This is a genomic window from Pantoea sp. MHSD4, from assembly GCF_021043305.1.
GTDB classification, from domain to species: Bacteria; Pseudomonadota; Gammaproteobacteria; order Enterobacterales; family Enterobacteriaceae; genus Pantoea; species Pantoea eucalypti.
Map to the genome: position 1 here is coordinate 601,419 of NZ_JAJNDH010000002.1, position 20,092 is coordinate 621,510.

A 20,092-nucleotide genomic window follows, 5' to 3' on the forward strand; every position below is an offset into this window, starting at 1 on the left:
ATGCTGCACAGGGGACTATGCGTACGCTTATCCTGTTTCTGCTGTTAATCGCGCTGGGGTGGGGCAGCTTACCCTGGCTTAAGCAGCATCTGCCGCCGCAGTTCAATCCGTTTACACCGCTCTCTGTCACCGACCCGCCGGGCTGGATGACGCAGATTAAGATGAAAAGGCTGGCCAGCGATCCGGACGAATGTCTGGACGTGATGCGTCGTGCTCAACAGGCGGGTTGGGTCAGTTTCACTGAGCGTCCGGCCGTAACAGGTAAATGCCCGCTTACTCATCCGCTGAGGATCCAGAAATTCGGTCCGATCAGCCTCAGCAGCAGTTTTCTCGCCAGTTGCCCTATGGCGGTCGCCAGTACGATGTATGCGCTTCACAGTCGTGAACAGACCGCCAGGGATATGCACAGTCCGCTGGTACGAATTACGCATGTCGGCAGCTATGCCTGTCGTAACATCTATCACCGCACACAAGGGCGGCTTAGCGAGCATGCCACCGCCGATGCGTGGGATGTCACAGGCTTTCAGCTGGCTGATGGTCAGCGGCTTGAGGTCAGTCGTCACTGGCAACAGCCAGAAGAAAAGGCGGCGATGTTACATACGTTGTGGCGTGGCGGCTGTGAGGTGTTCGGCAATGCGCTCGGCCCGGATTACAATGCCGCACATGCCTCACATTTTCATCTGGGTATGCGAGGAGCAGGGTACTGCCGATAAATCATCAGACGGGATTAATACCGTGTTTGGTTAAGGAATGTTCTGACAGCGTTTGCAAAACCCACCCAGTTTTCATCGCAGAACCCGAATCACACGGGATTTAGCCTGACGACAGATTAGGGTGCCGAAAAAGCGCCTTTTTCAGGTCCATTATTTAAAATAAATCTACGCCTGCGGGATTAATGGATTGCGCGATTTTTCAGCATCGATGGTGCTAACAGGCTCCACGTTATAATGAAATTTTTTCACGATCTTACTTGTAAGAATAATCGTATTAATATGAATTTGTCTTAAGCGTGATGGGCGATTTTTATTCAGTAAATCTATTTTATGTGGTTCCGGTTTATGGCTATCGATAAAGTGATTTAATTGATTAAAAGAGAATCAGTAATTGATGTACAGATGCTATAAATAGTGTTTTGTGCTATAGCATTATTGACACCGGGAAAGGAGTGAAGCTGATTTTCCCGGCCAGGGCTTAGTGAGGGCAGATAAACAGAAAAGTCCTGCCGTGATGGGAAGGGTTCAGAAGAGAATATCGCCATGCAATGCATGAGCAGAATGTTCTTATTAACAGCGCATGGCCAGGCCTGACGAAGAGAGGCAAAAAATGAAGGTAGATGTGCCATCATGACCTGCTGAATACCTGCCGGAAGCCGGGAGTCTGTCGTGAAGATGAGTAAAACAGCCACATAACTGGCTGCCAGTGCCTGGACTTAAGGCGACAATAACTAAGCCGCGCTTATTTCCTGATGAAAAATATGTCAGTCAACCAGGCCTGCCGTCTCGCTTATAATCGCTATTTAACACATTGTTTACTCGTTATTTACTCAGCGATGTGACGCGTTATTGAATATCTTTATCTGAAATTACTGGCAAATGATAAAGTGATGCCCGACAACGGGGATTGAAATCCTATCAGAAAAATCTTATTCTCATGGGGTGATAGAAATTGCTGTGATCGACCTCACATTACCATTGCCAGCAAGCTTTTTCACTCCGCTCACAAGGTGAAAGGTTAATTGGCCCCGCAGGGCGACGGGTTCATCCCTGACGATGAATTAAATGACTTATGCTAATTTAATTTATCCGATGAATCCGAATGAATATTTCCGCAAGAGCGAGTGAAATTAACGTTGAGGCAATATGAGTACTGAAAATTATTTCGCCTGGCGAAGTGAGGTGAAACAACAATTTCAGGCATTAATGGCATGTTCTGATTTGAAGCCATTATTGCAACAATTTACTGAGTCATTAGGTTTCGATTATTTCGCTTTTTTGATTCAGCATCCGGTGCCCTTTAGCCGGCCGCGTATTCATCTGCATAGCACCTATCCCAAATTATGGGTTAAACGTTATGAGAAGCAGAATTATTACGCTGTCGATCCAGTACTCTCGCTGTGTCAGCGACCGGGAAGAGGGTTGATGTGGACAGAAGAAATGTTCGCTGGTGCCGGCAATCTGTGGCGTGAGGCAAGAGAGTATGGGCTGCAGAGCGGATTTTCTTGCTCTGCAATGGCACCAAATCGCGCGCTTGGTATATTATCTATATCATCGCAACAGCCCATTCCTCTCAAGCTCTGCCACGAAGAGCTTGAAGTAAAACTGCACCTTTTAGCGGAACTAAGCCTGGATACGCTGGAACGCTTTAGCGATGATGCAATGATGGTACTGAAAAAAGAGTTTAGTCAGCGTGAGCTGGAAATTCTGAAATGGACGGGTGAAGGAAAAACGGCGGTCGAAATTTCTCTTATTTTATCCATCTCTGAACATACCGTTAATTTTCACCAAAAAAATATGCAAAAGCGTTTCAATGTTTCCAATAAAACGCAGATTGCCTGCTACGCAGCAGCAATCGGACTGATTTGAACATAAAACAACTGCTACATTTGGCAGTTCCTTTGTACAGGTCTGTTGTCTACCCTGCGCCGGGACTGTGTCAGGCTGGCGCAAAGAAATCATTGTAAAAATGGGGATGTCAGAGGCGCATGATGAAAATAGTGCAAACGCAATTAAAGGATATGCCATCCTCGTTGCTTGCCGAACTCGGCAGCTACCGTTACAGCGTCTTTGCGCGCGGCGAAGGGTGGTCAATACCGCCCCGTCTGAGTACGCCAGGACAGGAATATGATCGCTATGATCGTTCAGATGTGACCTGGTTGATCGCATGGAATGCGCGTGAAGGAATCAGCGGCTGTGCACGTCTGATGCCCTGGTTTGAACCTGAGCAGAGCGAAGGCATTGTGCTGCCTTTCAGCCATGAGAGAGTGTGGGAAATGTCGCGCTTCTCGGCCCGGCTGGAGGTCGACGCCGAACTGCCGCTGAATATTCTCTGGCACGCGGTGCAGATGGCAGAACTCAATGGCATGGAGTACATCATTAGTTCGGCAACGCCGATGCTGGAAAAGATGTTTGAACAGCATGGGGTGGTGTATGAACCGCTTACGCCGGGACTTATTCTGTCAGCAGATAATCTGTTTGCGATCAGGATTCCGGTGGAACAGCCAGCGCTGGCAGAGAAGTATCGGGGAACAAGGCGTTTCAGTCCGGAAGAGGTACTGCCAACGCTGGGCGTTTCCGTTAACTGGCAGGCGCACAGTTAGCGTATATGCCCCCGCCACTGGGGGCAAAAGAATTACTGACGGTAGGCAGTTTTAATCTGCTTAATGGTGTTGCTGAACACTTCCGCCTGAGGCTTGTCACCCAGCGTCTGTACATAGCGTTCCATGTTGATAATCACTTTTCCAGCATCAGCCTGACCCATACCTTTCAGGATCAGGGTGATCATCATCTTCAGCCCCGCGATTTCATCCGCTAATTTCCGGGCTTCCTGCGAAGTTGCAAAATCTTCATCGCTCATGTGTATCTCCTTGGTGAATGACAACGTGTCGGCAATCTGTCCGAACAGCAGTGCGTGAGTATATCACAGCGTCAGTATGTTGCTGATGCAGCCGGTTCGTTTCGTCTGAAACAGCAGGTTTGTCCAGTGCAACTAATCAATCGCAGAAAGTAATCAACGAGAGCCTTCCACCTGATATTACCTGTCACTGCAGCGCCGGGTAACCGTAGTACCAGTTGTTAATGTCATGAAATAGTGAGACTTTAAGGATTGTTTGACGGTGCTTTCTGTTTCAGTAAATGTCTGAGAACTCAGGCTGGGCCAGGCTAAAAGTGAACAGGCTAAGCCAGGACTGTTTTACTTTGTTGATGTGCTTTTGAGGTAAAAGCGGGTATGATTATCGCTTGAAATCGTTAGTCGCTTCCTCTTTTTCAGCCTCTGGAGTTTCCCCGTTGATCAGTGTGCTTCTTGTTGATGACCATGAACTTGTCCGTACCGGTATCCGTCGCATCCTGGAGGATGTTAAAGGTCTGGCCGTGGTCGGAGAGGCCAACTGTGGTGAGGATGCGGCTAAGTGGTGCCGTGCTAACCAGGTTGATGTGATCCTGATGGACATGAACATGCCTGGCATCGGCGGACTGGAGGCGACGCGCAAAATCGTGCGTTACAATCCCGATATCAAAATCATTATGCTGACTATTCATACGGAAAGTCCGCTGCCTGCTAAAGTTATGCAGGCGGGGGCAGCAGGCTACCTCAGTAAAGGGGCAGCACCCCAGGAAGTGGTCAATGCAATTCGCTCGGTGAATGCCGGACAGCGATATATCGCATCAGACATCGCTCAGCAGATGGCCCTGAGTCAGATTGAGCCGCAAAAAGCGGAATCCCCCTTTAGCTGTTTGTCGGAAAGGGAATTGCAGATTATGCTGATGATCACCCGGGGACAAAAGGTGACGGAAATTTCAGAGCAGTTAAATCTCAGTCCTAAAACCGTTAACAGTTACCGCTATCGGATGTTCAGTAAGCTGAATATCAGTGGCGATGTAGAGTTAACGCATCTGGCCATTCGACATGGCCTCTATAATGCGGAGCCGTTAATCAGTAGTGAATGACGTTTTTGATTCCAAAGCCTTTTTGAGTACGGTAACCAGCAAGCCCGGTGTTTACCGCATGTATGACGCCTCAGGCACCGTCATCTATGTAGGCAAAGCCAAAGACCTGAAGAAGCGTCTGACCAGTTACTTCCGCGTTCAGGTCGGCAGCCGAAAAACCGAAGCGCTGGTCAGCAATATCCAGCACATCGATGTCACCGTCACCCACACCGAAACCGAAGCGCTGCTGCTTGAACACAACTACATCAAGCTCTACCAGCCGCGCTATAACGTTCTGCTGCGCGACGATAAATCGTATCCCTACATCTTTCTCAGCAGCGATACTCATCCGCGACTGGCGATGCACCGTGGGGCAAAGCATGCCAAAGGCGAATATTTTGGCCCGTTCCCGAACGGCTATGCGGTGCGTGAAACGCTGGGACTGTTGCAAAAAGTTTTCCCCATTCGCCAGTGCGAAAATAGCGTCTACCGCAATCGCTCCCGGCCCTGTCTGCAATATCAGATTGGTCGCTGTCTCGGCCCCTGTGTTGCCGGGCTGGTCAGTGAGGAAGAGTATGCGCAGCAGACCGACTATGTGCGCCTGTTCCTGGCCGGTAAAGATGATCAGGTGCTTAACCAGCTGGTTAAACGTATGGAAGAGGCGAGCATTGGCCTGCGTTTCGAAGAAGCGGCCCGGCTGCGCGATCAGATTCAGGCCGTGCGGCGCATCACCGAAAAACAGTTTGTCTCCAATCAGGGCGATGACCTGGATGTGATGGGTGTGGCTTATGAGGCGGGCATGGCCTGTCTTCACGTGCTGTTCATTCGTCAGGGCAAAGTGCTGGGCAGCCGCAGCTACTTCCCGAAGGTGCCTGTGGACACTGATTTGGCCGAAGTCGTGCAGACCTTCGTCGGGCAGTTCTACCTGCAGGGCAGTGAAGCACGTACGCTGCCTGGCGACATCCTGCTGGACTTTACCTTGCCAGAGCGCGAGTTGCTGGCAGAGTCCCTAAGTGAACTGGCGGGACGTCGGGTTAACATTCAAAGCAAGCCACGCGGCGATCGCGCCCGCTATCTCAAGCTGGCGCGCACCAACGCCGCGACAGCGTTAACCACGCGTCTGTCTCAGCACTCTACCATCCACCAGCGGCTGAATGCGCTGGCAGAGTTTCTTGAGCTCGACAAGATCACACGCATGGAGTGTTTTGATATCAGTCACACCATGGGTGAGCAGACCATCGCCTCCTGCGTGGTGTTTGACCAGAATGGTCCGCTGCGTGCCGACTATCGTCGCTACAACATTACCGGCATTACGCCGGGAGATGACTACGCCGCCATGAACCAGGTGTTGCGACGCCGGTATGGCAAAGCGATTGAAGAAGATAAGATCCCCGACGTGATTTTGATTGATGGCGGTAAAGGTCAGCTGTCACAGGCGATACAGGTCTTTGCCGAGCTGGATGTGCCCTGGGATAAAAACCAGCCCATTTTACTCGGCGTTGCTAAAGGCAGCGACCGTAAAGCCGGTCTGGAAACGCTGTTCTTTGAGGCTGAAGGGGAGGGCGTTTCGATGCCACCTGATGCACCTGCACTGCATGTGATTCAACACATTCGTGATGACGCTCACAATCATGCAATTTCAGGTCACCGAAAAAAACGGGCCAAAGTGAAGAACACCAGTGCACTGGAAAGCATCGAAGGCGTCGGGCCGAAACGACGTCAGCAACTGCTTAAGTACATGGGAGGCCTGCAACCGTTAATGAATGCCTCGGTGGAGGAGATCGCAAATGTACCAGGCATCTCGCATGCGCTGGCAGAAAAAATATACTATTCCTTGAAACACTAACATTGAAACGGGGGGGGCAATGTAGGAACATAGGTTAAATTCTACCTATATCCAGACAGTTACCGGCATATGCAATTAAACATCCCGACGTGTCTCACCCTGTTTCGAGTTGTGCTCATCCCGTTCTTTGTGCTGGCTTTCTATCTGCCGTTCATTTGGGCGCCGCTGGCTACTGCACTGATCTTTATTTTTGCTGCTGTTACCGACTGGTTTGATGGCTTTCTGGCGCGCCGCTGGAAGCAGACGACGCGCTTTGGCGCATTCCTCGATCCGGTTGCTGATAAAGTGCTGGTCGCGATAGCGCTGGTGCTGGTGGCAGAACATTTTCACGCATGGTGGATTACTCTGCCAGCGGCAACCATGATTGCCCGCGAGATCATTATCTCTGCGCTGCGTGAATGGATGGCGGAGATTGGCAAGCGCAGTAGTGTTTCTGTCTCCTGGATTGGTAAAGTCAAAACGACTGCGCAAATGTTGTCTCTCTTCGCACTGCTGTGGCGCCCAGATGCCACCGTTGTAGCGATTGGCGTGGTGGCGTTATACATTGCTGCAGTGCTGACTTTCTGGTCGATGTTCCAGTATTTAAGCGCGGCGCGCGGTGATTTGCTCGAACCGTGATCGATACGATTTAAAAAGCAGCAAACGGATGGTCTGTGAGGATAATTTTATTGACTCATTGCGTCATCTAAGTAGAATGCATCGCATCGAACGGCAGCCAGGCTGCCAGAAGATAAACAAAATCAGCAGGTTCGATAAGATTGCTGAAAATTGCGGGAATAGCTCAGTTGGTAGAGCACGACCTTGCCAAGGTCGGGGTCGCGAGTTCGAGTCTCGTTTCCCGCTCCAGATTCGCATGTCAGGTTAGCCTGGCGGCATCATAGTTTAAGGCGCGTTGGCAGAGTGGCTATGCAGCGGATTGCAAATCCGTGTACCTCGGTTCGACTCCGGGACGCGCCTCCAGTTACACCCAGCCCGGGTGGTGAAATCGGTAGACACAAGGGATTTAAAATCCCTCGGCTGTAAGGCTGTGCGGGTTCAAGTCCCGCCCCGGGCACCATATCGCTTTACCAATAAAATTAATGATAAGCAGTGTCGTCAAGCCGCCCCTTAGAGGCGGTTTTTTTGTGCCCGGAATCTGGCATGGCTGGCACCTCACATCCTTATGCTTTTCAACTGGCATCACGTCTCAGTGCTGAATAACCGTTCATTATCGGTGTCACTGCTACGCCAATTCAAACCTGATTACATCTGATTTCATTCATTTTTGCGGCCTGAGTCGAATTTCATAACCTGTTGAAACAGGTTAGTTTATCGTAAAGTGGTGGGTATTATTTGCCGTTGCAGAGACGTTAACGTCAATGACCAGACCTTTCAAACATGACTCAGCCCTTTCGGCTTTACCGCCGGTTATTGGTATTGTCGCCAGCCAGTTGCTCAATCCGTATCAACAGAAAATGCTGGACGAGGTAACGCAGCAACTTAATGTTCGCGGTGCTATCACCGTGCTGTTGAGTGCCGATAGCGAAGAAGCTCTGACAGCACTCATCCGGCAGGCGAAACCGCTTGCGACGCGGGGGTTGATACTGCTACCCGGCAACCGCATTACAGATACCTGCAATTTACCGGTGCTTGAGATTGACGCGGAGCCTGAACTGCAAGCGGATGCGCGGCGGGCAGGGGAAGTAACATCGGAATTACTGCTCGCGGAAGGGCATCAGCGGTTTGGCTTTATGCAAAGCCAGCCTGTTGAAAGTGCGCAAAAGCAGGGCTATAGCACGGCACTACAGGCGGCGGGCAGGGTGCTGAATGCTGTGCTGACTTCAGAGGCAGATGACCGTGGCGGCGCGTATCAGGCGATGATGGATTATTTGAAAAAGACCCGTGCCGCCGATCGTATTCAGGCACTCTTCTGTGAAAGCGATCTGATGGCCTTTGGTGCCATACAGGCAATCCGCGATTTTGGTCAGGGTGCCCACATTGCGGTGGCGGGATTTGGAGACAGTGAGGAAGCCCGAAGCTCTACCTGGCATCTTACCAGCTGGTCACCTGATATCAGGCAAATTATGGGCAACGCGTTAGATCGCTGGTTGGGGCAGCACGCAGTCAGCAGTCAAGTGCAGGGGCAATTAGCGCGGCGCCACTCCCATTTTGGCAAAATTGCGCCAGGAGAAATGTCAGCCTGCGGCTGCGCCTTTCGGCATTAGCCAGCCTGCAACGCAGACTGGCTGAAACAGACTATCCCTGCGGTTGTCCTGCCGGGCCAACACCGCCTGGTGCGCCAACCGGCTGCTGCCCGCCCGGAGGGGGTGGTGGGGCCTCTTTGCCTGGCGGTGGTGGCGGTGGTGCATCTCTGCCCGGCGGTGGTGGTGCACAGGCAGTGAGTGTCGCAAGTATAGCCAGCATCGATAACAGGTAAGCAATACGTTTCATCGTAATTCCCTGATCAGGTAAGCGGAACGTAGAGTATAGAGAATCGCCGTAAAATTACCTGGACGAGGTAACATGTCCGAGCCAGAGAGAGAATTTGTGGCGATTATATGAGACGTCTCTCAACCCGAATAAACGGGCGATGCTTTTTGGGCCGGAGCAGGTTAAGGTGGTTCATTATTTAAGAGGAGTCGTTATGAATGGCATTATGAAGTTCGTCCGCGGATGGCTGGTGTTCTCTGTACTGTGGGGCGTATTCATGTGGTTTATGTCATGGCATCAGCAGGGTAAAGAGCCAGGCCTGGCGATTCTGACAAGTCTTTATGCTGGTTTAATCTATCAGGCGCTGATTACTATGGTTGGCCGCTATCGGGCGCGGCGGCAACAGGCAGAGTAAAGTCTGCTGCCGGAGAGGCAGCAGAACGGAGCTATTTATCCGAAATTACCGGTAAGGCGCTGATGGAAATCAGTGCTGCGCGGATCCAGCCCTTCAATCGTCACGTCTGCACCATAACGCTGATAGCGATATTCAATACCATCCAGCGCTGCGACGCTGGATGCATCCCAGATCTGCGCGTGCGTTAAGTCAATCGTCACTTTTTTCGGGTCATGCGCATAATCAAAATGCTCAAACAGATCGTTGCTGCTGGCAAAGAACAGCGGACCACGTACCTCATAGCGTACTGACTCACCATCTTCACTCAGCTGACGTTCAGCATGAATGACATGTGCAATACGGCGGGCAAACAGCAGCATCGCCAGGATTACTCCAGCGAGCACGCCCAGTGCCAGATTTCCTGTCCAGACCGTTACCGCCACTGTCAGCACCATAATCAGCGTCTCTGACCACGGCATACGTTTCAGTGTATTGGGCTGCAGGCTATGCCAGTTAACGGTTTTCACTGCCACCACCATCATGATACCGGCCAATACTACCATCGGAATTTGCGCCATTATCCGGCTCAGTCCGGTCACCAGCAGCAGCAGCACCAGACCCGCGGCCACGGTTGAAACGCGGCTGCGCGCACGGCCCAGCTCAACGTTGACGATAGTCTGACCTATCATCGCGCATCCGGCGATACCGCCATAAAATCCCGCAAGGATATTTGCCACACCCAGACCCCAGGATTCGCGGCGCTTACTGGACGGGGTATCGGTCAGGTCATCGACCAGTTTGGCGGTCAGCAGCGACTCCATCAGCCCGACAAAGGCGATACTCAGTGCGGTGGGCCAGATAATCTGCAGAGTCTGCAGGTTAAGCGGTACCAGCAGGCTGTTAAAACCGGGCAGGCCAGGACTCATCGGTCCTTCATCGCCCACGTTCGGCATGCGATAGCCCATTAATAGCGCGACGCCCGTCACCACTACAATGGCAACCAGCGGAGAAGGAACACTCTTTAACAGACGCGGTAACAACAGCACGATTGCCAGGGTCGCGACAAAGAAAATCCACACCAGAGATGACTGGCCCCAGACGTGCGGCACCTGAGCAAAGAAAATCAGCACGCCCAGCGCATTCACAAATCCCAGCATCACCGAGCGGGGGATGTAGCGCATCATGCGTGCCAGACCGGCCACGCCAAACAGAATCTGAATCACGCCGCCCATGACTACCGCGGGCAGAATATATTCAACACCGTGCAGATGAACCATCGGTCCGATTACCAGTGCGACAGAACCGGCAGCCGCCGTAACCATCGCCGGGCGTCCGCCGAGTATCGACAGGGTCAGGCAGAGCACGACCGAGGCGATGAGACTGACTTTAGGGTCTACACCGGCAATAACGGAAAAGGAGATCACTTCAGGGATTAATGCCAGCGCGGTAATTACTCCGGCAAGGCATTCGCGGGTCAGCAGCGCAGGCGAACGCAGAACGCGCCCCACACTGATATCGCCCGCCACAACGTCGGTTGCGGCAACATCATTGGTTTGAGTCATAAAGGTCTGCAGGCTCTTTAGTTGTTTTGCTCCCGCGCGAGGGGCGGGAAGATCAGGCTCATGGTGAGGGGCAGATAGTACCGGGCGACGGGCAAAGATGCCAGAAAAAGGGGGGAACTCCCTCCATGGAGTCAGTCTTACAGCGAAAAATCATCCGGGGTCTTGTGGACCACGAGGTCGAGCAGCTGGCGGTAGCTATCCAGCATTTCCCTGTCACTTTCCAGTTCAAGCCGATGAATGAGTTTGGAAATAATGGCTTTATTATTCACTGGCATGCCTGACTGCAAAATTTCTGCAATCAGGATACCCAGCATTTCCATCTCGCTGGCTGGCTTGTTGGCCGCAGGGTTAAAATAATCAGCGATTTCCTGATTGGTCCGGGGAATAATATATTGCATGTGTAAGCCCTTCAGAACAGCCCGATTCCGGTTCGGATGTCAGGACAAAAGCGATCAAAAAAACCACCGCATGGACAGATGCGATGGTACCAGTGCCACAAATTGAGCAAACAAAAATTAACCTCTGAAGGTGGAAATCCACTGACACCTTCAGAGGCGACGCAAATGCATCATTCGTTACAGAGTCGCATACAACTCGTGACAGTAAACTTATACAATGAATAACTATCTGTAAAATCGAATTCTTTAGCAAAATGTGCCATTCACAACTTATCAAGGAGTTATAAGGATTATTCCGACACAAAAGTTGTACAAATAACCTATACAGATGGCGGGATTGGCGAACCGGGTGGAAAAAGCCGGGAAGCCGTGGCCAGCTTCCCGGGAACAAATTAGCTGAACAACACCAGTTTAGCCTTCAGCTTACGCAGGTTTTTTTTATCGCCGACGATGGCAATGCCCAGCAGCCGCCATTGCACCAGCCAGGCGTGAGGCGGCAAACCCCAGTGAGTCTGGAACAGGCGTGATAACCGGAAGCGATCCACCTGCAGCTGCTGCGCCATCTGCAGCAGGCCGGGATTTCCGCATCATGGGCAATCAGCCAGTCACGCGCCTGCAAAGCCAGCCTGGCATCTTTATCGACGGGCTGAGCGGGCAGTGACCATTGCCGGTGCGAGGTGAGCTGACTGAACATCCGATCCATCGCCGCCTCTTTGATGATCGCGGGATGGTTGTACCACAGTGCATCAAACGCGTGCCAGACAGCATAAGCCAATGGGCGGTCGTCGCGCAGTGTGGTTGCAAAGCGGAGTTCACGCGGCAAGGGGTCATCAGCCTGATTAGGCGTAAGCTGCTGCGCAATCTGTTGCGGTGAAAGATAGAGCATACGATAGGTGAAGCCGCTGTGGTTGATAGCATCGCCATCATGCAACTCCTCAGGCTCCAGCATAAAAACCGTGCCGGGACGGCTTTGATGCTGTTTGCGCCGCGAATGAAACTGCTGTACACCTTGCTCGGTCACGCCAATAAGATAGCTGTCGTGCCAGTGGGGATCCCAGGCGTGGCCAGTGAAATGGGCGCGCAATGCCTCAATACCGCTAACGGCGTCACGGCGCAAATCGATCCAGTTTGCTGATGCCTGATTCATGTTATCCGGCTCCTGATTGCGGCCTCTGGACATTCTGACGCGATCCACTAATTTTTAACAGACCGGACGCTTTTCAATCGCGTTTCGCTTTGCGTATAATAACGCCTCCACTCAATTAGATATCTTACTATTAGGCTGCTAACATTTGTCTGAGCATACGCGTACCTTTACCCACTTACTGCATCTGACCGCCCATGCCTGGCGCCTGGCGGTTGATCGTCACCTTAAAGATAGCGGCTTAAGCATGAGCAGCTGGATGGCCATCGGGCTGATTGCCAGTGAGCCGCAGCGCATGACGCAGACCGAACTGGCGCAACTGCTGGGGCTGGAAGATGCCAGTATGGTGCCGCTGGTGGATCGGCTGGTGAAACAGTCGCTGCTGACGCGGGTACAACCGCCAGAAGATCGCCGTAAACGTCACCTGGTGCTGACCGATAAAGGCAATGAAGCCTTCGCCAAAGTGAAAACCGAGGCTGATGCTCTCCGTACTGAAATGCTGGCTGATATTGATCCCGGGGATCTGGCCGTCACCGAGCGCGTCCTGCAACAACTGCTGAGCCGAATGGGAAGCATGTAGCAGTGGCAAAGCGAAATCCCTACGCAGCACGCGAGTGGTTACCGCACGAAAAACCGATGTTGCCGGGTTCGCCCTCGACGCCGCTGCATCCCATGCCAAAGCGTCTGGCATTTGGCCTGATCGGCTTACTGATTTCGCTGACCGGCGCGTTAAGCAACGCACTGGTCACCGCGAACCTGGTTAATCTGCAGGGCACCTTTGGAGCCTGGTCGAATGAGATTGCGTGGTTACCTGCGGTCTACGTGATGGGCAACATCTCTATAAATCTGCTGCTGGTAAAATTCCGACAGCAGTTTGGCCTGCGTGTCTTTACTGAAGCCTTTCTGGTGCTTTATGTACTGGTCGCATTCTTTCATTTATTCGCTAACGACCTGAGCTCGGCGATCATTGTGCGCACCGCCCATGGCATGGTGGCGGCGGCGCTCAGCTCACTGGGCATCTACTATCAGGTTCAGGCCTGGCCCGCAAAACATCGCCTGAAAGCGCTGGTGATTGGCCTGACGGTCTCTCAGCTGGCTATTCCGCTGGCCCGCTTATTTTCGTCAGAATTACTGCAGCTCAACGAGTGGCGTGGCCTTTATCTGTTTGAACTCGGTCTGGCACTGATCGCGCTGGGTGGGGTGCTGCTGGTGAAACTGCCACCAGGCGATCGCATTAAAACCTTTGAAAAGATGGATTTCCTGACCTTCGTTCTGCTGGCGCCTGGCATGGCGCTGCTGTGCGGCGTGCTGACGCTGGGTCGCATTGAATGGTGGTTCACCACGCCGTGGTTGGGAATCTGTACTGCAATTGCCCTGACGCTGATTGTCGCGGCGATTGTTATTGAGCATAACCGGCGTAACCCCCTGATTAACACCCGCTGGCTGAGCAGCGGCATGATGGTGCGGCTTGGCATTGTCATGGTCATGATCCGTATCGTACTGGCGGAACAGAACACCGGCGCGATCGGCTTTTTGCAGCAGATGGGTTTGCAGAACGATCAAATGCGCGGTCTGGCACTGGCGATCATGGCCGGGGTTATCGTGGGCATCGCCGCCAGCGCACTCACCATCAAACCCAATCATCTCAACTGGCCGATTGTCGCCTCGCTGGTGGTGATGATTATCGCCTCGCTGATGGATGCGCAATCCAGTCCGCTGACCCGTGGCCCCGAAATGTATCTCAGCCAGTTTTTGCTGGGCTTCAGCAGCGCCTTTTTCATGGCACCGGCGATGCTGATGGGCATTGGTAGCGTGGTGACCCAGCCAAAAAACCTGGTGAGCTTTGTGGTGCTGTTTGGCATGAGTCAGAACCTGGGTGGACTGATCGGCTCAGCGATCCTTGGCACTTTTCAGGTCTGGCGGGAAAAATATCACTCCAGCCTGCTGGGCGATCAACTCTCACTGCTCGATCCTAACGTTACCGAACGGCTAAGCCAGTACAACGCGCTATTTAATTCACTGGTGGGTGACGACGTTCTGCGCGGTGCGCAGAGCACCACCCAGTTACAGACGGTCGCCACGCTACAGGCTAATGTGCTCGCCTACAACGATACCTATCTGTTAACCGCTGCGCTGGCTCTGGTGACTCTGATGTGGGTCATCTGGCGTTTAACCCGGCGTCGTTATCTTGACTGGCGTCAGGCACAATTTAATCTGCGTGAGCAGCAACAGCTGGCTGCGTTACAGGAATCAACGGAGAAACAATGAGTCAGCAGGATGAGCTTCAGGCGGCAGAACGCGAACGTGCAAACCGTCGACGTATTCTTTCGATAGCCGCTGGCAGCGGTATTGTAGTGATTGGCGTACTGGTTATCCTGTATGCCTGGCAGCTTTGGCCTTTTACCAGCGCAATACAAAGCACCGAGAATGCCTATGTGCGCGGTCAGGTGACCTTTATCAGTCCGCAGGTGAATGGCTATCTCACCTCGGTAAAGGTCATCGATCTGCAGCCGGTGAAGAAAGGGCAGTTGCTGATGACGATTGATGATCGTATCTATCGTCAGCGGGTGCATCAGGCGCAGGCGCAACTGGCGATGAAGCAGGCGGCTCTGAAAAACAATCTGCAGCAGCGGCGCAGCGCAGAAGCGACCATCCAGAGCAATAAAGCGGCGCTGGAAAACGCGAAAGCGCAGGCACTGAAAAGCGGCTTTGATCTCAAACGCGTTGAGAATCTTGCGGCGGATGGATCGCTGTCGGTACGTGAGCGCGACGCCGCCCGCGCAGCAAACGCTCAGGCCCAGGCCCAGGTCCGCCAGGCTGCCGCGCAGATCGCCGTCGCGCAGCAGAACCTGCAAACCGTTATCGTTAATCGCGACGCGCTGGAGGGGGATGTCGAGAGCGCCCGCGCCGCGCTGGAGCTGGCGGAGATCGATCTGGCGAATACCCGGATTACCGCGCCTGATGATGGTCAGCTCGGTCAGCTGTCAGTGCGAACCGGCGCCTATGTCACGGCCGGTACGCGCCTGACCTCGGTAGTGCCCAATCACAAATGGATCATCGCGAACCTGAAAGAGACTCAACTGGCCCATATCCGGCCTGGCCTGCCGGTGACGATTCGGGTCGATGCACTGGATGGCAAACGCTTTAACGGGCAGGTGGAATTTATCTCGCCGGCAGCCGGCTCAGAGTTCAGCGCTATTTCACCTGACAATGCCACGGGTAACTTCGTTAAAATTGCGCAGCGTATTCCGGTTCGGATCCGTATCAACGAGCAGGATATGCAGCAGCTGCGCCCGGGCATGTCGGTTGAAGTCGATATCGATACCGCAGCCCAGGCCGCCGATGAGGGCGCACAATGATGCGTCGCGGCTTACTGGTAAGTGCGCTGATGCTGGCGCTGACCGGCTGCGCCACGCAGGTTGAAAAGGCACCGTCCTCTCTGCCGATCCCCGCCGCCTGGCGCAACAGTGTCGGGCCTGCTGCTGCGCCGGAAGCGGAGTGGTGGCGCGCGTTTCATGATGCGTATCTCAACCGGCTGGTCACACAGGCGCTGCGCAACAATCCTGATATTCTCACCGCGCGTTCCAGAGTGGATCAGTATCGCGCCCAGCTGCGCGCCACGCAGGGTGATGAATTTCCGACCCTCAGCGCCGGCGTAGCGGCGACCCGTGAGCGAACGCTCTCGTCAGTGACGGGCCAGCCCTATGAAACCGATGTTTTTCAGGGGTTGTTACAGGCAAATTACGAGGTTGATCTCTGGGGAGCGCGTAGCAATAGCGTCTCGGCGTCGCAGGCAAGCTTAGCGGCGCAGCAGGCCGCCGCGTCTGCTGCAGAGCTGACCATTGCCAGCTCAGTGGCATCGGGTTATCTCAACCTGTGCGCGCTGGATGAACAGCTGCGGGTCACCGAGGCGACGCTGGCGACCCGCAACAATTCACTGAAGCTGGCCCAGCGTCAGTTTGAGAGCGGCTACACCTCAAGGCTGGAGTGGATGCAGGCCGCTTCTGAATATCAGTCGGCGAAAGCACAGATACCGCAGCTGCAGCATCAGATCGCGCAGCAGGAGAATGCGCTGAGCATCCTGGTGGGCATGAACCCGCGTAGCATTGCCCGTCGTCAGCAGTTTGACCAGATTCTACCGCAGCAGATGCCGTCGCTGCTGCCGTCCGAACTGCTTAATCGCCGCCCGGATATTGTGCAGGCGCAGCGTCAGTTACTGGCCGCAGATGCCAGCCTTGCCTCATCGCGCGCTAAGCTGCTGCCAGGGCTGAACCTCACTGCCACCGGCACCCTGCAGAGTTCGGTGCTGCACCAGCTCGCAGACAATCCATTCCGGCTCTGGAGCGTGGGCGGCAGCATTCTGGCACCGTTGCTGAACCGTGAAGCGCTGACGGCACAGGTTGATGTCTCAATGGCAACGCGCAATCAGGCGCTGTACGGCTATGAAAAAGTGGTGCGCAACGCCTTCTCGGAAGTCAATGATGCCCTGGACGCTATCCGACAGCGTGAGGCACAGCTTCAGGAACTGCAAAAGCAGGAAACTTACGTAACCGAGGCGCTGCGCATTGCCCGCAACCGCTATCAAAATGGCTACGCTTCCTATCTGGATGAACTGGATGCGCAGCGAACCCTGTTTTCAACTCAGCTGAATCGGGTGGCCGTTAAAAATAATCTGTTGCTGGCGCAGATCGATCTCTATCGCGCACTGGGCGGTGGCTGGGCACCCGCCTCCACACAATGACTGTCCGGGCCGATCCAGCCGCAGTAAGAGTTTCTGCGGCCGGGATCGGCCTCTGCGCAGACGCCGCGACTGCGCATTTTACCTCGCGTTAATCCCTCAAATAACCACCCAAAACCTATACATACTTCTGCTTACCTGTCTTTACATTCGATGGTATCATGCGCGGGTTTTGAACCAGCCAGCCGGAAAAATGCACGTAATGTTAAGCTGGTGTTGGATGATTTTTACGTTTAACTCACTGATAAAAAAGATCAAAGAAGGGACTCGTTATGATCAAAAAAACAATTTTTGCGCTGGCTGTGGTCGCTGCATGATTAACCGGCTGCGCATGCACGCCGCCGATTCATAACGTTAATCAGGCCCTCACTCAGCATGACAGTGATAATCAGATGAAACTGGCGATCATTGAGGCGGGTATTGGCCGGAAACAGCTGATGACACCCGTTTCGCCTGGTGTAATCAATGGTCGTCTGGCCCAGCGTGATGTTGTGGCGACCATCCGCATTACTTACACCAGACAGAATTACCGCATTGAGTCTGTCGGCAGTGAAAACCTGAGAGCGGGACAGGGTGTGATCCTCAATAACGACAACGACTGGATGGCCAATCTCGATCAGGATATTCAGTTGCGGCTGTCGGCCCTGGCCGCCCGGTGATCGGCGTGCTGTTGCAATAATGGGTCGACAGACTCGCTAAGCATAAAGTTCTGCGGCAGCCGGCCGACAAATCAGATGAGCTGCTATTGATGAATCCTTGAGTAAACCTCTACCGTGAGAACCTGATTAGGGTTCGGCAGGTTTTCCGGTACGCACTTTTTTTGCAGAAGGCAGGAGTGACGATCCAATGAACGCCGACTCCACACGTATGATGAAAAGAGTGTTGAGATGAAACTCGCTTACTCACTGGTCGACTGGCAGGCAATGGCTCCGGGTTTAAGCGCGCCAGAAGCCTGGCAGGACTGGGCGCAACAGAGCAGGGCCATCGACCCCTTAGCGGCGATGGCAAAGCCGCAATACTTACCGATGATGACGTCGCGTCGTCTGAGCGGCGGCAGCCGTGCGGCGGTAGAGTGTGGGCTGGCGCTTCTGGCACGGCAGAAGGCAGACGCTATCGTGTTTACCAGCCGTCACGGTGAACTGGAGCGTAATCTGCGTATTCTTAATACCCTTGCAGATCAACAGTCAATGTCACCTACAGACTTTGCCATGTCAGTTCACAATTCGGCTGTTGGCAGCCTGACCATTGCGGCAAAAGCGCCGCTGGTTTCGACCTCCATTGCGGCAGGCATGGACTCTTTTCAGCAGGGATTGATTGAAGTCAGCGCTCTGCATCAGGCGGGTTATCAGCAGGTGCTGCTGGTCGACTTCGACGGCATCGTGCCGGACTATTATCTGCCGTGGCTGGCGGATCAGCGCGTGAATTTTCCTTATGCGGTGGCACTGCTGCTGCGTGCGGGCGAACAACTGTATTGCACTGGCTGTAAAGGCGAAGAGAAGAGGGCAGAAACGCTGTTACCGCAGAGCCTGCGTTTTCTGCAGCAATGGCTGGCGGCTTCGCCCACCTTCAGCCTGGCAGGCGAACGCCTGACATGGCACTGGGAGAGAAGTCATGGCTGATTGCTCACAACCTGCTCAGCACTCAGGCAGCCGCCTTAACTACTGCTGGCGACTGGTGATGACGGCCGTCAATTTTACGCTGTTTGGGCTGGGCGGACTGCTGCTGTCACTGATTGGCTTCAACCTGCTACTCCTGATCCAGCGCGATTCTCTGCGCCGCCGGCTGCTGGCCCGACGCGCTATCGCCTTTAGCTTCCGCTGCTTTCTGCGTTTCTGCCGGATGACCGGCGTTTACGACTACCGCATTGAAGGCGCAGAGCTGTTGCAACAGGATCGCGGATGCCTGATTGTCGCTAATCATCCGTCACTGATCGACTACGTGATGATCGCGTCGGTACTGCCAGAGATGGATTGTCTGGTAAAGGCCGATCTGCAAAAAAATCCCTTTTTACGTGGGGTGATTCGCGCCGCCGATTATCTGATCAACAGTGAAGCGGAGACGCTGCTGCCGGACAGTCAGCAGAGACTGGCGCGCGGCGACAATATCCTGATTTTTCCGGAAGGCACCCGTACCCGTTACGGTCAGCCGCAGACTCTGCAGCGCGGAGCCGCCAATATTGCGGTGCGCGCCGGATGCGATCTGCGCGTGGTTCACATCACCTGCAGCCAGCGTATGCTTGATAAACAGAGCCGCTGGTATCAGATTCCGCCGGTTAAACCGCTGTTTACCGTGCGAGTAAAGTCACGAATCGACAGTCAGTCGTTTTGTGAAAGCAATCCCGATGCGCAGCCACTGGCCGCGCGTCGCCTGACCCGCCACTTAGAGCAGGCGCTGGTCCCCCAGAACAGGTAAGACGAAAACCGGTATGGATTCATTAATTAACGATATCAAACAGATGATTATCGACACGCTGAACCTTGAAGATCTCAGCCCCGATGATATTGAGACTGACGCTGCCCTGTTTGGCGACGGGCTGGGGCTGGACTCAATTGATGCACTGGAACTTGGCCTGGCAGTGAAAAATCGCTACGGCGTGACGCTCTCTGCGGAAAGTGAAACCCTGCGTGCCCACTTCTTCTCTGTCGCGACGCTGGCCGCGTTCGTCAACCAACAGCGCGGCTGAAAGCGGAGACAATCTTATGATGAACAAAGAAGAGATTTATCAGGAAGTGACTTCGCTGCTCACCAGCCTGTTTGAAATTGCGCCCGAGGATATCCACCCCGAGGCGCGTCTGTATGAAGATCTCGAGCTCGACAGCATTGATGCTGTCGATATGGTCGTGCACCTGCAAAAACGTACCGGCCGTAAAATCAAACCGGAAACCTTCCGCGCGGTCCGAACTGTGCAGGATGTCGTGGATGCGGTGGAACAACTGATGCGCGAAGACGCCTGATCCG

21 protein-coding genes, 3 tRNA genes and 2 pseudogenes are annotated in these 20,092 nt (G+C 53.6%); 20 read left to right on the plus strand and 6 right to left on the minus strand.

The annotated features are described in order from the left end of the window. Positions 1–17 precede the first annotated feature (17 nt). The 3 genes from LQK91_RS09620 (at position 18) to LQK91_RS09630 (ending at position 3,316) form a co-directional block, all read left to right on the plus strand. Positions 18–713, plus strand: a complete 696-nt coding sequence (locus LQK91_RS09620; RefSeq protein ID WP_105099332.1) for an extensin family protein — start codon at positions 18–20, stop codon at positions 711–713. Positions 714–1,859: 1,146 nt separating this feature from the next. Then, the gene (gene sdiA / locus LQK91_RS09625) at positions 1,860–2,582 is read left to right on the plus strand and encodes a transcriptional regulator SdiA (protein WP_003849987.1); all 723 of its coding nucleotides are present in this window, start codon (positions 1,860–1,862) and stop codon (positions 2,580–2,582) included. A gap of 122 nt (positions 2,583–2,704) precedes the next feature. After that, a complete protein-coding gene (locus LQK91_RS09630) occupies positions 2,705–3,316 on the plus strand; it encodes an acyl-homoserine-lactone synthase (RefSeq protein ID WP_105099331.1) in 612 nt (203 codons plus the stop codon). Positions 3,317–3,348: 32 nt separating this feature from the next. Here the strand turns inward: LQK91_RS09630 and LQK91_RS09635 are convergent, their stop codons facing one another. Continuing rightward, positions 3,349–3,573 (minus strand): DUF2594 family protein, encoded by a 225-nt coding sequence (locus LQK91_RS09635; protein WP_003849983.1) that lies wholly within the window; start codon positions 3,571–3,573, stop codon positions 3,349–3,351. 431 nt (positions 3,574–4,004) lie between these two features. Here LQK91_RS09635 and uvrY point away from each other — a divergent pair, with 431 nt between their 5' ends. The 7 genes from uvrY (at position 4,005) to LQK91_RS09670 (ending at position 8,693) form a co-directional block, all read left to right on the plus strand. Further along, positions 4,005–4,664, plus strand: a complete 660-nt coding sequence (gene uvrY / locus LQK91_RS09640) for a UvrY/SirA/GacA family response regulator transcription factor (RefSeq protein WP_039660975.1) — start codon at positions 4,005–4,007, stop codon at positions 4,662–4,664. Further along, positions 4,657–6,489, plus strand: a complete 1,833-nt coding sequence (gene uvrC / locus LQK91_RS09645) for an excinuclease ABC subunit UvrC (RefSeq protein ID WP_039660976.1) — start codon at positions 4,657–4,659, stop codon at positions 6,487–6,489. Before uvrY ends, uvrC begins: the two co-directional genes overlap by 8 nt. Positions 6,490–6,558: 69 nt before the next feature. Next, entirely contained in the window at positions 6,559–7,107 is a 549-nt protein-coding gene (pgsA, locus tag LQK91_RS09650; RefSeq protein ID WP_008925896.1) for a CDP-diacylglycerol--glycerol-3-phosphate 3-phosphatidyltransferase, read from the plus strand. Between the two features lie 152 nt (positions 7,108–7,259). Continuing rightward, positions 7,260–7,335: transfer RNA gene (locus LQK91_RS09655), tRNA-Gly, on the plus strand. A gap of 40 nt (positions 7,336–7,375) precedes the next feature. Next, positions 7,376–7,449: transfer RNA gene (locus tag LQK91_RS09660), tRNA-Cys, on the plus strand. Between the two features lie 10 nt (positions 7,450–7,459). Next, a tRNA-Leu gene (locus LQK91_RS09665) sits at positions 7,460–7,546 on the plus strand. A gap of 301 nt (positions 7,547–7,847) precedes the next feature. Further along, on the plus strand, positions 7,848–8,693 hold the full coding sequence (locus LQK91_RS09670; protein ID WP_105099330.1) for a substrate-binding domain-containing protein: 846 nt from the start codon (positions 7,848–7,850) through the stop codon (positions 8,691–8,693). A 31-nt stretch (positions 8,694–8,724) separates the two neighbouring features. On the opposite strand, the gene LQK91_RS09675 is transcribed toward LQK91_RS09670, so the two are convergent. Beyond that, entirely contained in the window at positions 8,725–8,919 is a 195-nt protein-coding gene (locus LQK91_RS09675; RefSeq protein ID WP_003849973.1) for a hypothetical protein, read from the minus strand. A gap of 193 nt (positions 8,920–9,112) precedes the next feature. On the opposite strand from LQK91_RS09675, the gene LQK91_RS09680 reads away from it, so the two are divergent. Beyond that, a complete protein-coding gene (locus tag LQK91_RS09680) occupies positions 9,113–9,313 on the plus strand; it encodes a DUF6404 family protein (protein WP_003849972.1) in 201 nt (66 codons plus the stop codon). Between the two features lie 35 nt (positions 9,314–9,348). Here the strand turns inward: LQK91_RS09680 and LQK91_RS09685 are convergent, their stop codons facing one another. From LQK91_RS09685 to LQK91_RS09695, 4 genes and pseudogenes are all read right to left on the minus strand, one after another. Beyond that, positions 9,349–10,854, minus strand: a complete 1,506-nt coding sequence (locus LQK91_RS09685) for a SulP family inorganic anion transporter (RefSeq protein ID WP_008925898.1) — start codon at positions 10,852–10,854, stop codon at positions 9,349–9,351. A gap of 137 nt (positions 10,855–10,991) precedes the next feature. Then, positions 10,992–11,252 (minus strand): biofilm/acid-resistance regulator YmgB/AriR, encoded by a 261-nt coding sequence (locus LQK91_RS09690; RefSeq protein WP_003849968.1) that lies wholly within the window; start codon positions 11,250–11,252, stop codon positions 10,992–10,994. 392 nt (positions 11,253–11,644) lie between these two features. Next, positions 11,645–11,728: pseudogene (locus tag LQK91_RS22075) on the minus strand (DUF2000 domain-containing protein); the annotation flags it as partial. Beyond that, positions 11,717–12,399 (minus strand): annotated as a pseudogene (locus LQK91_RS09695) (AraC family ligand binding domain-containing protein); the annotation flags it as partial. The pseudogenes LQK91_RS22075 and LQK91_RS09695, both read right to left, overlap by 12 nt. A gap of 145 nt (positions 12,400–12,544) precedes the next feature. Between LQK91_RS09695 and LQK91_RS09700 the strand changes: the two are divergent. From LQK91_RS09700 to LQK91_RS09740, 9 genes are all read left to right on the plus strand, one after another. Then, entirely contained in the window at positions 12,545–12,976 is a 432-nt protein-coding gene (locus LQK91_RS09700; protein ID WP_003849964.1) for a MarR family winged helix-turn-helix transcriptional regulator, read from the plus strand. Positions 12,977–12,978: 2 nt separating this feature from the next. Next, positions 12,979–14,664 carry an MFS transporter gene (locus LQK91_RS09705; RefSeq protein ID WP_008925900.1) on the plus strand — a complete coding sequence of 562 codons (1,686 nt, stop codon included), beginning with the start codon at positions 12,979–12,981 and terminating at the stop codon, positions 14,662–14,664. Further along, positions 14,661–15,755 carry an HlyD family secretion protein gene (locus tag LQK91_RS09710; RefSeq protein ID WP_003849960.1) on the plus strand — a complete coding sequence of 365 codons (1,095 nt, stop codon included), beginning with the start codon at positions 14,661–14,663 and terminating at the stop codon, positions 15,753–15,755. Before LQK91_RS09705 ends, LQK91_RS09710 begins: the two co-directional genes overlap by 4 nt. Then, positions 15,755–17,137: an efflux transporter outer membrane subunit gene (locus tag LQK91_RS09715; RefSeq protein ID WP_033743179.1), complete on the plus strand. Its 1,383-nt coding sequence runs from the start codon at positions 15,755–15,757 to the stop codon at positions 17,135–17,137. Before LQK91_RS09710 ends, LQK91_RS09715 begins: the two co-directional genes overlap by 1 nt. A 389-nt stretch (positions 17,138–17,526) precedes the next feature. Continuing rightward, positions 17,527–17,793: a hypothetical protein gene (locus LQK91_RS09720; protein ID WP_008925902.1), complete on the plus strand. Its 267-nt coding sequence runs from the start codon at positions 17,527–17,529 to the stop codon at positions 17,791–17,793. 228 nt (positions 17,794–18,021) lie between these two features. After that, on the plus strand, positions 18,022–18,753 hold the full coding sequence (locus LQK91_RS09725; protein WP_039660992.1) for a beta-ketoacyl synthase chain length factor: 732 nt from the start codon (positions 18,022–18,024) through the stop codon (positions 18,751–18,753). Further along, positions 18,746–19,546, plus strand: coding sequence for a lysophospholipid acyltransferase family protein (locus LQK91_RS09730; protein ID WP_105099328.1), 801 nt, complete (start codon positions 18,746–18,748; stop codon positions 19,544–19,546). The genes LQK91_RS09725 and LQK91_RS09730 overlap by 8 nt, the downstream gene beginning before the upstream one ends. 13 nt (positions 19,547–19,559) lie before the next feature. Continuing rightward, positions 19,560–19,817, plus strand: a complete 258-nt coding sequence (locus LQK91_RS09735; RefSeq protein WP_003849953.1) for a phosphopantetheine-binding protein — start codon at positions 19,560–19,562, stop codon at positions 19,815–19,817. A 16-nt stretch (positions 19,818–19,833) separates the two neighbouring features. Beyond that, positions 19,834–20,088, plus strand: coding sequence for an acyl carrier protein (locus LQK91_RS09740; RefSeq protein ID WP_003849951.1), 255 nt, complete (start codon positions 19,834–19,836; stop codon positions 20,086–20,088). The last annotated feature ends 4 nt before the right edge of the window (positions 20,089–20,092 follow it).